We start from the raw sequence: 13,127 nt of genomic DNA on the forward strand, positions 1-13,127 counted from the left end.
GGGTTCTCCTCGCCCCTACCCCTCAGTACATTGACGCCATGTCTAATACGCCGCTCGCGCCCGCCCCCGTGGCGTCGGAACACGTGGACCCGAGGCCCCGGAACGTGTCCTTCGGCTGGGAGGACACCCCGCTCCACTGGCTGCCGAACGATCCGTTCACCGGGCACATGATCAATGTGCTGCACCTGCTGCTCCCCGCGGGTGAGCGCTGGTTCGTGCACGTCTACAAGCAGGTGCTCCCGTACATCACGGACGAGCGGCTGCGCGCGGACGTGGTCGGCTTCATCGGCCAGGAGGCCATGCACGCCGCCGCCCACGACGACGTACTGCCCCACCTGAAGCGGCTGGGCCTGGACCCGACCCCGTACACGGCGCAGGTCGACTGGCTCTTCGAGAAGCTGCTCGGAGACCGGACCCTGCCGCCGGGCACGGCGCGCCGCTGGTGGCTGATGGAGCGGGTCGCGATGATCGCCGCGATCGAGCACTACACGGCGTTCCTGGGCGACTGGGTGCTGAACGCCGACGAGTTGGACCGGCGCGGCGCCGACCCCATGATGCTCGACCTGCTGCGCTGGCACGGGGCGGAGGAGGTCGAGCACCGCTCGGTGGCCTTCGACCTGTTCATGCACGTAGACGGCGGCTACCGGCGCCGTGCGCGGACCTGGGCGACCGCCTTCTCGGCGCTGGTGTTCCTGTGGCAGCGCGGCGTGCGCTTCTTCATGGAGAACGACCCGCACCTGGTGGACGGCAAGGCCTCCTTCGGCCAGTTCTTCCGGGCCGGGCAGCAGGGCGTCCTGCCGTCCACCGGCGCCATGCTGAAGTCCATACCGAAGTACCTCGCCCGTACCTACCACCCCTCGCAGGAGGGCTCGACGGCCCAGGCGGTGGCCTACCTGGCCGCTTCGCCCGGCGCGAACGGCGGGGTGAACGGCGGCTCGGACGGCGGCCTGGACCGCGGGGTGAAGGCATGAGGCGCGCCCTCGCGGTCACCGCCGTCGCCGGCGCGGCCTGGGCCGCCCGGCGCGCCCTGGGCCGCCGCATCGCGGCCTCCCCGCTCTGGCCGCTGCCTGCCCTGGGGACCCCCGTCTCGGGATACTCTCCGCGCCGGCCGCTGCGCGCGCTCGTCGTCTCCCGTACCGAACCGGCCGAGGGGGTGCTGCGGCTGACCCTGGCGTCCCCGGAGCTCCCGGCCTGGACCCCGGGCGCGCACGTGGACGTCGTCCTGCCCTCGGGCCTGGTCCGCCAGTACTCCCTGTGCGGCGACCCGGCCGACACCGGTGCGTACACGATCGCCATCCGGCTGATCGAGGACGGCCGCGGCGGGTCCCGCGAGGCGCACGCCCGGCTGGTCGAGGGCGCGGAGCTGGAACTGCGGCCGCCGCGCAACCGGTTCGAGCTGGTCCCGGCACCCTCGTACGTGTTCGTCGCGGGCGGCATCGGCATCACCCCGATCCTGCCGATGCTGCGGGCCGCCACGGCCGCGGGCGCCGACTGGACCCTCCTCTACGGGGGCCGCTCGCGCGCCTCGATGCCCTTCCTGGCCGACCTCGCGGTCCACGGCGACCGGGTCACCGTCGTCCCCGAGGACGAGGCGGGCCTGCCCGACCTGTCGGTGCTCGCCGCGGCCCGGCCGGGCACGCTGGTCTACTGCTGCGGACCGGAGCCGCTGATGCGGGCCGTCACGGCGGCGGCCGCGGACCCGGCCGCGGTCCGCCTGGAGCGCTTCGCCCCCGCGGCGCCGGGCCCGGCCCGGCCCTTCACCGTCGAACTGCGGCGCTCGGGGCGCACGGTGGAGGTGGGCGCGGCCGAATCCGCACTGGCCGCGGTGCGCCGGGAGCTGCCGGACACCCCGTACTCCTGCGAGCAGGGGTTCTGCGGAACCTGCCAACAGCGGGTGCTCGCGGGCGAGGTGGAGCACCACGACGGGCTGCTCACGGACGGCGAACGCGAGGACTCGATGCTGCTGTGCGTCTCGCGCGCGAAGGACGGCCACCTCACCCTGGACCTGTGACCCGTCCGTACTAGGGTGTCCGCATGACAACCGGGGTGCGGCGCAGGATGGGTGTCGAGGAGCGGCGGCAGCAGCTGATCGGGGTTGCCCTGGAGCTGTTCAGCCACCGCTCCCCCGACGATGTGTCGATCGACGAGATCGCCGCGGCCGCGGGCATATCGCGGCCGCTCGTCTACCACTACTTTCCCGGCAAGCTGAGCCTGTACGAGGCCGCGCTGCGGCGGGCCGCCGACGAGCTGGCGCTGCGGTTCGTGGAGCCGCGGGAAGGGCCGCTCGGGGCCCGGCTGCTGCACGTGATGGGGCGGTTCTTCTCGTTCGTCGACGAACACGGGCCGGGTTTCTCGGCGTTGATGCGCGGCGGCCCGGCGGTGGGGAGCAGCCAGACCAACGCCATGATCGACGAGGTGCGGCAGGCCGCGTACGAGCAGATCCTCGCGCACCTGGGCATCGGCGTGCAGGACCCGCCGGCCCGGCTGGAACTGGTGGTGCGGTCCTGGGTGTCGCTGGCCGAGTCCACCGCGCTGATCTGGCTGGACGGGCGGCGGATCCCCCGGGCCGAGCTGGAGTTGCAGCTGGTGCACGACTTCGCGGCGCTGGCCGCGGTGAGCGCCGCGTACGACGCCGAGATGGCGGGGATCCTCGTACGGATCCTGGCGGACGAACCCGCGGACGGGCCCTTCGGGGAACTGGTCGGGCGGCTCGCCGCCCTGGTTCCGCCCGGGGTGCCCGGCCCGAGGTGATCTTGCTCGATAATGCCCGCGTGATCATTGACGACGGCATCTTGTTCCGGCGCGCCGAGGAGAAGGACGCCGGCCTGCTGGTGCGGCTCTACGACCAGGCCGCCCGCTGGATGCAGAAGCACGGGATCGAGCAGTGGAAGCCCGGTGACAAGGACGCCGCGCACTTCCGGTCGAAGATGCGCGACGGCGAGGTGTGGATCGCCGCCGACGCCGACGGGCAGGTCTGCGGGGCGTACGAACTGTGGTGGTCCGACGAGGAGGCCTGGGGGGTCCAGCCGCCCGTCGCGGGCTACGTGCACCGGCTGATGGTGGCCCGCGAGGCCGCGCCCGCCGGAACCGGGCGCCGCATGCTCGAGCACGCCGAGCGGCGGATCGCGCGGACCGGGCGGGAGCGGGCGCGGCTGGACTGCGTCTCCACCAACCCCCGGCTGCTCGCGTACTACCGGGGTGCGGGCTACCGGGTGGTCGGGGAGTTCCCCCACAAGGAGGGGAAGGACGGCAGGGTCTACGGGGTGATCCTGCTGGAGAAGCGGCTGGACCGGCTCAGCGCCGTGTGAAGACCGAGACGGTGCGGGCGGGGACGGTGAACTCTCCTGTCGTCGCGTCGTACGCGGACCGCTTGACGGCGGCGTCGGAGCCGGCGGCCTGCACCGGGTGCAGGACGTAGCCAGTGCCCGCGAGGGCGGGAACGCGCTGGGGGCGGGCGGTGGGGGTGGCGTTGAAGACCACCACCAGGTCGCCGAGGACCATGGTGATCACCCCGGGGGTCTCCTCGGTGCCGGAGAGCGGGAAGGACAGCCGGTCCTGGACCGCCTGCGCCGTGGTGAGGGCGAAGGCCGGCTCGGTCGTGCGGATCCGCAGCAGGTCGCGGTAGGCGGCCGAGGCTCCGGTGATCTCGGCGCAGCCGGGGGCCGGGGTGGTCAGCAAGGGCTTCGCGTACAGCCACTTGGAGGCGTTGTCGGCGGCCGGGGGCAGGCCGCGGCCGAAGCCGTTGCCGTCGCGGCAGTCCCAGTGCAGGGCGTTGAACCAGTCGCCGCTGTCGTAGGAGTTGCGGTCCAGGGACTTGGAGCGGAGCAGGTCGGTGCCCGCCTGGGAGAGGGCCGGGCCCTGGGAGAGCGTGGCCGTGGCCATGGCCAGGACCTGCATCCGGGCCTTGTCCGCCGCGCTGGTCGCCGGCGGGAGCTTGTAGGTGAGGGCGTCGGCGAGGGTCTCGTTGTCGTGGGCGTCGGCGTAGGCGAGGGCGTCGCCGGGGGCGGCCGCGTAGCCGGCCGGGGCGCCGTTGTAGTCCACCTCGGAGCCCTTCACGCGGCGGCCGGTGGTGTCGGTGAAGGTGTACGGGGCGAGGTTGCCGGACAGGCCGACCTTGATCAGGTCCTGGGCGTGCAGGAGGCGGGCCTTCTGCTCGGCCGGGGTGCCGTTGGCGGGCGATCCGTTGGGCTCGGTGAACAGACCGGAGGCGAAGCCCTGGACGCGCGGGTCCTCGTCGAAGGGGCCGCCGCCGCGGACGGCGTCGCGTGCCCGGTCCGAGAAGGTGGCGATGCCGGTGCCGGCCATGTTCTTCTGCGTGGCCTGCACGAAGCGGGCGTCGTCGGCGATCTCGCCGAAGTTCCAGCCCTCCCCGTACAGGACGATCTTCTTGCCGTCGACCCCGTCCTTGGCGACGGTCAGCCCGTCGAGGGCCTTGCGGACGGCGAGGATGTTGGCCTTCGGGTGGTGGCCCATCAGGTCGAAGCGGAATCCGTCGACCTTGTAGTCCTTCGCCCAGGTGACGATCGAGTCGACGACGAGCCGGCCCATCATCGCGTTCTCGGGGGCGGTGTTGGCGCAGCAGGTGGAGGTGGCGACGGTGCCGTCGGCCAGCAGCCGCTGGTAGTAGCCGGGGACGATGCGGTCCAGGACGGACTTGTCCGACTGCCCGGAGGCGACGGTGTGGTTGTAGACCACGTCCATGACGGTGCGCAGCCCGGCCCCGTTGAGGGACTGGACCATCCTGCGGAACTCGACGGTGCGGGCGGTGCCGTTCGGGTCGCTGGCGTAGCTGCCCTCGGGGACGGTGTAGTGCAGCGGGTCGTAGCCCCAGTTGTAGGCGTCCTTCGCGGCAGCGGCGGCCACGCAGGCCTGCTGCTCCTGCCCGTCGGGGGCGTACGCCTCGAGGTCGCAGGCGGGTTCGGTGCGGTCCGCGGCCTTCTCCGGGATGGTGCCGATGTCGAAGGCGGGCAGGAGGTGGACGTACGAGGTTCCGGAGGCGGCCAGGCCGCGCAGGTGGGTCATGCCCGCCGAGCCGGTGTCGGTGAAGGCCAGGTACTGGCCGGGGTGCTGGGAGGTGCGGTCCGCGACCGAGAAGTCGCGGATGTGGAGCTCCTGGATCTGGGCCGAGGTGAAGGGGACGGGCGCGGGCTTGCGCAGGTCCTTCCAGCCGGGCGGGGCGAGCTTCGGGTCGGCGAGGTCCACGGCGAGGCTGTGCGTGGAGTCGGCGGTCAGGGCCGTGGAGTAGGGGTCGGTGACGAGGTTGCGGACGACCTGTCCGGTGCTCGGCGCCCATACGGTCACGGCGTAGCGGTAGGGCTTCGCGGCCCAGGAGCGTTCGCCGCGCACCGACCAGACGCCGGTGGTGTCGTCGCGGCGCATGGGGAGGGTGCGGCCGTCGAGTTCGAGGGCGACCTGCTGGGCGGTCGGGGCCCAGACGGAGAGGGTGGGGCGGCCGTCCTTGAAGACCGGGCCGAGCGCGGCGGTCGTGGCGGTCGTGGCGTACAGGTCGTCCAGGACCCCGGCGAGCTGTACGCCGGTGGCGGCGAGGGCGGCGCCGTTCGCGGCGCGGGCACTGGCGACGAGCTGGCCGCGCAGGGCCTCGCGGACCCGGTCGCGGTCGCGCGGGTCGACGGTGAAAGCGGAGTATGCGGCCAGGTGCGGGAACTTCTGCTTCTGGGCGGCGGTGAGCTCGGTGCGGTTCAGGCGCAGCCACTGCGCCCCGCCTTCGCGCAGGGTGCCGTTCTCGGCCTTGACGGCGCCGTCGCGGGAGGCGAGGAGCTGGGCGGAGGCGGCGGCCGCGGGGGCGTTCCAGGCGAGGGTGTCGCGGTCGATCCAGACGGCCTGGGCCTTGGTGAGGTCCAGGGCGGCGCCGGAGCCCGCGGGCTGCGGGAGGAGGTACTTCTCCTTGCCGCCCAGCATCCAGACCTCGTGGCCGGTGGCCTTCAGGTCGAGGGACTGGTCGGAGGGGAGGTCCTTCTCGTCGCCCTTGTGGAGGATGTAGGCCAGGCTGGTGGCTCCGGCGGCGAGCGGCACCTCGTACACGGCGCCGTAGGTGTCGGTGCGGGTGGGGAGGATCGGCTTGGACCAGTCGGTGGGGGTCGCGGCGCCGGTCCAGACGTGCAGGCCCCAGCCGTCGTAGGCGCCGTCGGGGCGCTGGTAGTGCAGGACGGCCTTGGTGGTGTCCTGCGGGGGCTGGGCGGGGCGTTCGGTGCGGGCGGGTTCCTTGCCCTGCTCCAGCCAGATCTCGCCGGTGCGGGTCAGGTCGATGGTGCGGTCGGCGGCGACGTCCTTGTTGCCGTCCTTGTCGATGACGAGGTAGTCGACGGAGGAGGCGCCGGGCTTGAGCTTGACGTAGGCGAAGGCTCCGTAGGCGTCGCGGCCGGTGAATCCGTGCCCGGCCGGCCACGGAGTGGCCTCGCCCTCGGCGATGTCGCCCCACGCGTACAGCCGCCAGTCGGTGTAGTCGCCGTCGGGCCGGTTGTAGTGGACGACGGCGTAGTCGCGCTGGGTGGCGGTCGGGGTCTCCTTCGGCGGGACCTGTCCGGCGGCGGACTGGGCGAGCGCGCTCGCGGTGCGGCCGGCGGGGTCCACGACGACGGCCTTGTAGCGCAGGGCCGTTCCGGCGGGGGCGGTGATGTGCTGGGTGACCTTGTACGGGGCGTGGTCGGCGGAGCCGAGGATCTGCCAGGGGCCGTTGCCGGTCTGGGCGGCGAAGACGACGCGGGCCAGGCTGCCGCCGCCGGTGACGTCGGCGGTGAGTTCGACGGTGCCGGTGGCGCCGGGGGCCGGGGCCTTGAGGGTCAGGGCGGGCTTGGCGGCGGGGGCGGCGAGGGGGGTGGTGGCCTGGAGGACGACCGAGCCGAAGGCGGGGACGGGGACGGTGAGCTTGCCGGCCGCCGAGGCGCGCAGCAGCGCGGTGCCGCCGTACAGAGTGCGGTACTGGGTGCCGGCCGGGGCGGCGATCTCCACGGACCTGGACTCGGGCGCGTTGTTCGCGGCGACCAGGTACTCGGTGCGGCTGCGCGGGTCGGTGCGGGCGAAGGCGTAGACGGAGCCGTCGGCGAGGCGCTCGCTCTGGACGCCGTCGCGCAGGGCGGGGTGGTCCTTGGCGAGCTTGGAGAGAGCACTGATCTGCTTGTAGAGCGGGTGTTCCGGATCGTAGGCGTCGCTCGCGTGTGTGCGCACTGTTCCGAGCTGGTCGTCGTCCAGGTAGTCGGCGACCCGGGAGGCGAAGAGCGGCTGCCGGGCGTCCTTGTCGCCGCCCGCACCCGTGAAGCCCTGCTCGTCACCGGAGTAGACCACCGGGTTGCCCCGGGAGAAGAACATCAGCTCGTTGGCCAGCCGGTAGCGGTCCAGCAGCTCCTGCTCCCCCGCGCCCGGCCGGTCCTGCTTGAGGAAGGTGCCGAAGCGCCCCATGTCGTGGTTTCCGAGGAAGGTCACCTGCTCGTAGGCGTTGGCCTTGTCGGTGGTGTACCGGTAGTCGTCACCGAGTACGGCGGCCAGCCGGCCGGCTCCAGCGCCCTGGGCGGCGTACGAGCGGATCGCGTCCTGGAGCGGGAAGTCGAGGGTGGAGTCGAGGCGTCCGCGCGTCACGTACGGGGAGGTGACGGCAGTGTCGGCGGAGTAGACCTCGCCGAACATGAAGAAGTCGTCCCGGCCGCGCTTGGCCGCGTACGCGTCGAGCGCGGTGGCCCACTGTCTCCAGAAGTCCAGGTTGACGTGCTTGACGGTGTCGATCCGGAACCCGTCGATATCGAATTCCTCGACCCACTTCCGGTAGATCTTCTCCATCCCGCTGACGACCTCGGGACGCTCGGTCCACAGGTCGTCGAGGCCGAAGAAGTCGCCCTGCTCGGAGGATTCCCCGGCGAAGGTGGAGTCGCCCCGGTTGTGGTACATCTGCGGGTCGTTGAGCCAGGCCGGCACCTTGAGGTTCTTCTTGGCGTCGGGGACGAACGGGGTCCGCGGGAAGGACCCGGCCCCCGTCTTCGGGAACTTGCCCTTCCCGTCCGCGTAGTCGGCGTCGTCGAAGGGCACCCCGTCCTTGGTCAGGTAGGGGAACGCCCCCTTCGACAGGTACGAGTAGGACGCCTCGCGGTAGTCGACGACGTCGGCCGTGTGGTTGGTGATGACGTCGAAGAAGACCTTCATCCCCTTCCCGTGGGCCTTGTCGATCAGCCGCTCGAGGTCGGCGTTGGTGCCGAAGTGCGGGTCGACCTGTGTGAAGTCGGTGATCCAGTAGCCGTGGTAGCCGGCCGAGACGTCGTCGCCCTTGCCCTGCACCGGCTGGTTCTTGAAGATCGGGGCCATCCAGATGGCCGTCGTCCCCAGGCCCTTGATGTAGTCGAGCCGGTCGGTGAGCCCCTTGAGGTCCCCGCCCTGGTAGAAGCCCTTGTCCGTCGGGTCGAGGCCGGTCTCCAGGCGGGAGCCGGTGAGGCCGCCCCGGTCGTTGCGCGGGTCGCCGTTCGCGAACCGGTCCGGGAGCACGAAGTAGAACTGCTCGCGGGTCAGGTCGTGGCGGGCCGGCTGCGCGGCGAGCTTGGCGTCCGAGGGCGGGGCGGGCGGCCTGGCGGTGGCCGCCGCGGCGGGCAGGGCGGGCAGGAGCGTCACGGCCAGGGCGGCGGCGAGGGCTCCTGCGGCAGGGCGTATCAAGGCGGATCTCCTTGTGTACGTGTCGCGTGAATGAGGGCTGCCCGGCGTGGCGGGATGTGGATGCCGGGCAGCCCTGGTCTGTGGGACGGGTGGGTCAGTTGCGCCAGGTGTCGTTCAGCGTGACCTTGCCGTTCGCGGGAACGGTGGCCGTGCGGTTGGCGCCGCTCTCCCACGTGACGTTGCCGGCGGCGTCCTTGCGGACGTACTTGTACGCGAAGGACGTGCCGGGCGGGAGCGTGACGTCGAGCTTCCAGACGGGATAGGCGGCCGGGTCGAGCCCCGGCGCACCGGCGGTGTTCCAGGAACCGAGCTCGGCGCGGTCCCCGGCGACGTGGATGTTCTGCCCGGGCACGGTGGTGGCGTTGACGGCGAACGAGGCACCGGAGGCCGCCGACGGCGGGGGCGTCGTGCCGCCGGAGCAGGTACGGGCGCCGGCGTGCAGGGCGAGGGCGGTGCCCGCGCCGAGCGTGGCGGTGAACTGACCGCCGGAGCTCACGTTGACCACCCGCCCGCTCTGCACGTCGCAGTAGTCGCCGCCCGGGAGCGAGGTCTGGAAGGTGCGGGTCAGGGCGCTCGTCTCGTGGTTGATCGCCACGTACGCCTTGGAGCCGCGCCCGAAGGCGATCTGGTCGCCGCCGTTGTCCCACCAGTCGGTGACGGACTGGCCGCGGGCCGCGTTGCGGAAGCCGACCATGGAGGAGATCTCCCGCCAGGCGTGCTGGCACTTCCAGCCGTCGCTGTAACAGGCGTTCACCGCGCCGCCGTTCGGCGGGCCGGCGTCCTTGTCGGTCCACTCGTAGCCGGAGTGCACGTCCGGGGACCCGTAGGGCCAGGCCAGCATGAACACGTTGGCGAGGGTGTACGTCGAGCCGTCCTTGTAGCTGAGGGTGTCCCCGCCGCGCTCGGTGTCGTGGTTGTCGACGAACACGGCGGACTGCCCGCTCGCCATGTACCCCCAGGCCTCGCCGAAGTTCTTCAGGTAGGCCAGGTTCTCGTGGCGGAAGACCCGGTTGAGGTCCCGCGCGTACCGGAACTCCTGCACGTCCCCACTGCCGAGGTACTCGCTCGGCGACACGGCCTCGCCCGCCCCGTGGATCGCCTCCAGCTTCCAGTAGGCGCCCGGGTTGCTCAGCCGGGACTTGACGGCGGCGAGGTCGGCGGCGGGCATGTGCTTGGCGGCGTCGATCCGGAAGCCGTCGACGCCCAGCGACAGCAGGTCGTTGAGGTACCCGGCGATGCGGCCGCGCACGTAGTCCTCACCGGTGTCCAGGTCCGCCAGCTGCACGAGCTCGCAGTTCTGGACGTTGGCCTTGTCCTGGTAGTTGGATATGACCGCCCGGCAGTCGTCCATGTCGGAGCCGGAGTAGACGCCCGGGTACCCGTACTTCGTGTACGCGCTCCCCCCGGTCCCCGTCCCGTCCCCGGCGGCCATGTGGTTGATGACGGAGTCGGCGACGACCTTCACGCCGGCGGCGTGACAGGCGTCGACCATGGCCTTGAAGGCGGCCCGGTCCCCGAGCCGCCCGGCGATCTTGTAGCTGACGGGCTGGTAGGACGTCCACCACTGGGACCCCTGGATGTGCTCCTGCGGGGGCGAGACCTGGACGTACCCGTACCCGGCGGGCCCGAGACTCTCACCGCAGGCCTTGGCCACGGCATCGAACCGCCACTCGAACATCACGGCGGTGACGTCCTTGGTCCCGGGTGGCACGGCCTGCGCCTGCGGCGCCTGCGCGGTGAGGGTGGCGGCGGCCAGCGCGGCGACCGCGACGGCGGCGGCCGTCAACGCTCTACGGGTGCGGGGCATGTGGGGCCTCCTGGCGGAGAGGTGGGGATTGCACGCGACCGTATGGGCCGGAACCCGCCCCTGCAAGAGCTTGCGCAAGAGATTGCAGAATTGTTTCCCCGACGTGTCCTCCGGGGGCCGCCGAAGCCACCACCTGGGTAATGTCCCCCGGGTCACCGAACCCCGCAGGAGGCGAGGACCATGCCAACGGACATCGTGATCGCGCAGACCACCATCGACAGCGAACACCGTGCGGCCGAACTGGCCCGGGGCGCGGTGGAAGCCCGCCTGGCCGCCTGCGCCCACATCGACGCCCCCTCACGGCGGCCTACCGCTGGAAGGGCACGGTCGAGACGGCCACGGAATGGCGCATCTCGTTCAAGACGACCCGCTCCCGCCTCCCCGACCTGAGCGCATGGGTCACCCAGGAACACAGCTACGAGGTCCCGGAATGGATCGTCCTACCGGTAGAGGCCGGCTCCCCGGCCTACCTCGCCTGGATCACCGAGGAGACGACCCCGGAGTAGCCGCTACGGGCGGTCGACCCTCCGTGGCCACGGTCGAGTCCACACACCGGGGCGCACGCAGGTCAGCGCACGGGCTCTCCGCGGTCCCACAGCTCTTCACCGTGATCCCGGAACCTGTCGAACATGCCCCCGTCGCCCTGACGGCGCAGATGCATCATCGGCGAGTCGTGTCCGATGACCCGGGCAAGGTGGGGCGTCACGAGGGCGTCGTCATCGAACCGGAACACCGACAGGCTGATGTGGTTCACGGCGTCCTCGGGGGCGCTGTAGCGGGCCTCGAACCCCTCCAGCGCGCCAAGGGCGGCCACATGCTCCAGGGTGATCCGGTTCCGGGTGGGGACGGTCAGCGCAGCCGCCTCCACCACCTCCCGGTTACGGGTGACCTCACTGCCCGGACGCCCGATCAGAACGCGAACCCGGCACCCCGCCTCCGCCTTGCGACGCAAAAGGCCGCCGAAATCAGGGACGTTGGTCCAGAAAAAGTAGTTGGTGTAGCCCCCGAGCAGGATCTCGCGAGATGCCTCGTTCGCGAGGGTGGCCCAAATGGTCGAGGGAGCAGACGACCGGTAGCGATACGACTGGACCAGCTCCCGGTCGCTCCCCGTTTTGACCCTGTCGGTGACTACCCGCGACCACGGCATTCGTTCCTCAACTCCCCACACCCGGAGTGCGGAACAGCGCACGAGCCTCCGCCGCCGACCCCGCCCTGGACTACATCTGGATAGTGTCCCGTCAAGGCCAACCGACACCCAGGAGGACCGCCATGCCAACGGACATCGTGATCGCGCAGACCACCATCGACAGCGAACACAGCGCGGCCGAACTGGCCCGGGGCGCGGTGGAAGCCCGCCTGGCCGCCTGCGCCCACATCGACGCGCCGTTCACTGCCGTCTACCGGTGGAAAGGAACCATTGAGACGGCCACCGAGTGGCGCATCTCGTTCAAGACGACACGAGACCGCCTGTCCGCGCTGAGCGCATGGGTCACCCAGGAACACAGCTACGAAGTCCCGGAGTGGATCGTACTTCCGCTAGAAGGCGGCTCGGATACCTACCTGGCATGGGTCACCGACGAGACCACCCCCGCGTAGCCGGAAGTGTCAGGCGGCGCAGGTCCGCAGCTGTGCCGCCAGGTCGCGCTCATGGTCGGGAAGCCGGTCGGCCACGCTGAGCGCACGCGCTCGGCCCATCGTGTTCGGTCGGGCATCAGCCGCCGCCTCGAACCGACGGGCAACGTGCACGCCCTGGTCGATGTCGCCTCCCGCAAGAAGAGCAGCGGCCAGGTCTCCGAGGACGACGACACCCGCGTCGGACAGCTCACCGCCCAATCGCCGCATGGCGAGATCGGCTGTCTCGGCGAGCTCGGGATGAGCTAGCTGTCCGTAGACAGAAAGCACAAGAGAGTCCATGCGGGCCGGGGTCATGAACTGCACCCATGCCTGTTCTGCCGTGTGATCGGCATACTCGTAGGCGGTGCGTGCGCGATCGAGTGCGCGTAGGGAGGCGGTCACGTCGCCGATGGCAGCCGCCTCCTCAGCGTGGCGGGCATGGATCCAGGCTGCTGCGGCGGCGTTCCCACGGCCGCGAACGTCTGTGACTGCCTGCGTCAGCAGTTCAAGCCTGCGGACGGGGCTGGCAGCTCCGTAGCTCGCGTATGTCAAGGCAAGTGCGCGCAGCGGGGGATGACCCACGGCATCGGCGCAAGCAACGGTGACTCGATAGTACGAGCGCGCTGCCGCGTGATCGCCCAGATCCCAGGCGATCCACCCAGCCAGAGCCGCCGTCTCGCCGGCCGCGATGCTGAGGTCGCCTTCATGTTCAAGGGCGTAAGGGAGGGCCGAAGTGATCGCATCAAGATGCGTCTCGACGGGTCCTCGAAGTTGCCGTGCCGTCAGGTGGTGCTCACTGATGTGCAGCGCGCCAGCCCGGTTCACAAGGGCACTTGCCGCGCGAGTGTCGACGCGACGTCCCTTGACAAGAGCGTAGGCCAGTCGCCCCCATGGCTCACTGGCGACAGCAGCACCGATGGCGGCCCCAATCAGGTTGCGCCGCTCCACGTCGCCCAACTCCCTTTCTTCCCGACCTACCAGGTTCCTACGTCGTGCGCGTGCAGCGGCAGCCTCCCCCTGAAGCTGCTCTGCTGGGAGCCCGCAGGCCACCGCG

11 protein-coding genes are annotated in these 13,127 nt (G+C 71.2%); 7 read left to right on the forward strand and 4 right to left on the reverse strand.

Features of this window, described 5'->3' with window-relative positions; genetic code table 11:
- Positions 1-38: 38 nt before the first annotated feature.
- Genes ACTVZO_RS12770 through ACTVZO_RS12785 form a run of 4 tightly spaced genes read left to right on the forward strand, consistent with a single transcriptional unit; the run spans position 39 to position 3,308 of the window.
- Positions 39-971 carry a metal-dependent hydrolase gene (locus ACTVZO_RS12770; protein WP_443298485.1) on the forward strand — a complete coding sequence of 311 codons (933 nt, stop codon included), beginning with the start codon at positions 39-41 and terminating at the stop codon, positions 969-971.
- Positions 968-2,011, forward strand: coding sequence for a PDR/VanB family oxidoreductase (locus tag ACTVZO_RS12775; RefSeq protein WP_443298486.1), 1,044 nt, complete (start codon positions 968-970; stop codon positions 2,009-2,011). The genes ACTVZO_RS12770 and ACTVZO_RS12775 overlap by 4 nt, the downstream gene beginning before the upstream one ends.
- Before the next feature lie 23 nt (positions 2,012-2,034).
- Positions 2,035-2,751 carry a TetR/AcrR family transcriptional regulator gene (locus tag ACTVZO_RS12780; RefSeq protein ID WP_443298487.1) on the forward strand — a complete coding sequence of 239 codons (717 nt, stop codon included), beginning with the start codon at positions 2,035-2,037 and terminating at the stop codon, positions 2,749-2,751.
- Between the two features lie 20 nt (positions 2,752-2,771).
- The gene (locus ACTVZO_RS12785) at positions 2,772-3,308 is read left to right on the forward strand and encodes a GNAT family N-acetyltransferase (RefSeq protein ID WP_384230125.1); all 537 of its coding nucleotides are present in this window, start codon (positions 2,772-2,774) and stop codon (positions 3,306-3,308) included.
- On the opposite strand, the gene pulA is transcribed toward ACTVZO_RS12785, so the two are convergent.
- Positions 3,295-8,652, reverse strand: a complete 5,358-nt coding sequence (gene pulA / locus ACTVZO_RS12790) for a pullulanase-type alpha-1,6-glucosidase (RefSeq protein ID WP_443298488.1) — start codon at positions 8,650-8,652, stop codon at positions 3,295-3,297. The two genes, ACTVZO_RS12785 and pulA, sit on opposite strands and share 14 nt — an antisense overlap.
- Before the next feature lie 94 nt (positions 8,653-8,746).
- A complete protein-coding gene (locus ACTVZO_RS12795) occupies positions 8,747-10,459 on the reverse strand; it encodes a carbohydrate-binding module family 20 domain-containing protein (RefSeq protein WP_443298489.1) in 1,713 nt (570 codons plus the stop codon).
- 180 nt (positions 10,460-10,639) lie between these two features.
- Here ACTVZO_RS12795 and cutA (ACTVZO_RS12800) point away from each other — a divergent pair, with 180 nt between their 5' ends.
- Both cutA (ACTVZO_RS12800) and cutA (ACTVZO_RS12805) read left to right on the forward strand, forming a co-directional pair.
- Positions 10,640-10,849 (forward strand): divalent cation tolerance protein CutA, encoded by a 210-nt coding sequence (gene cutA / locus ACTVZO_RS12800; protein WP_443298490.1) that lies wholly within the window; start codon positions 10,640-10,642, stop codon positions 10,847-10,849.
- Positions 10,810-10,965 carry a divalent cation tolerance protein CutA gene (gene cutA / locus ACTVZO_RS12805; RefSeq protein ID WP_443303149.1) on the forward strand — a complete coding sequence of 52 codons (156 nt, stop codon included), beginning with the start codon at positions 10,810-10,812 and terminating at the stop codon, positions 10,963-10,965. Before cutA (ACTVZO_RS12800) ends, cutA (ACTVZO_RS12805) begins: the two co-directional genes overlap by 40 nt.
- Positions 10,966-11,027: 62 nt before the next feature.
- On the opposite strand, the gene ACTVZO_RS12810 is transcribed toward cutA (ACTVZO_RS12805), so the two are convergent.
- Positions 11,028-11,606, reverse strand: a complete 579-nt coding sequence (locus tag ACTVZO_RS12810; RefSeq protein WP_443298491.1) for an XRE family transcriptional regulator — start codon at positions 11,604-11,606, stop codon at positions 11,028-11,030.
- 122 nt (positions 11,607-11,728) lie between these two features.
- Here ACTVZO_RS12810 and cutA (ACTVZO_RS12815) point away from each other — a divergent pair, with 122 nt between their 5' ends.
- On the forward strand, positions 11,729-12,055 hold the full coding sequence (gene cutA / locus ACTVZO_RS12815) for a divalent-cation tolerance protein CutA (protein ID WP_443298492.1): 327 nt from the start codon (positions 11,729-11,731) through the stop codon (positions 12,053-12,055).
- Positions 12,056-12,064: 9 nt separating this feature from the next.
- On the opposite strand, the gene ACTVZO_RS12820 is transcribed toward cutA (ACTVZO_RS12815), so the two are convergent.
- Positions 12,065-13,021: a transcriptional regulator gene (locus ACTVZO_RS12820; protein ID WP_443303430.1), complete on the reverse strand. Its 957-nt coding sequence runs from the start codon at positions 13,019-13,021 to the stop codon at positions 12,065-12,067.
- Positions 13,022-13,127 lie beyond the last annotated feature (106 nt).

Origin of the sequence: Streptomyces sp. IBSNAI002, assembly GCF_052244475.1 — a bacterium.
Lineage (GTDB): Bacteria > Actinomycetota > Actinomycetes > Streptomycetales > Streptomycetaceae > Streptomyces.

Bases quoted from the DNA above. Each gene is read 5' to 3' on its own strand.
- ACTVZO_RS12770 (WP_443298485.1), top strand. From the start codon at position 39: ATGTCTAATACGCCGCTCGCGCCCGCCCCCGTGGCGTCGGAACACGTG.
- ACTVZO_RS12775 (WP_443298486.1), top strand. From the start codon at position 968: ATGAGGCGCGCCCTCGCGGTCACCGCCGTCGCCGGCGCGGCCTGGGCC.
- ACTVZO_RS12780 (WP_443298487.1), top strand. From the start codon at position 2,035: ATGACAACCGGGGTGCGGCGCAGGATGGGTGTCGAGGAGCGGCGGCAG.
- ACTVZO_RS12795 (WP_443298489.1), bottom strand. From the start codon at position 10,459: ATGCCCCGCACCCGTAGAGCGTTGACGGCCGCCGCCGTCGCGGTCGCC.
- cutA (WP_443298490.1), top strand. From the start codon at position 10,640: ATGCCAACGGACATCGTGATCGCGCAGACCACCATCGACAGCGAACAC.
- ACTVZO_RS12810 (WP_443298491.1), bottom strand. From the start codon at position 11,606: ATGCCGTGGTCGCGGGTAGTCACCGACAGGGTCAAAACGGGGAGCGAC.
- cutA (WP_443298492.1), top strand. From the start codon at position 11,729: ATGCCAACGGACATCGTGATCGCGCAGACCACCATCGACAGCGAACAC.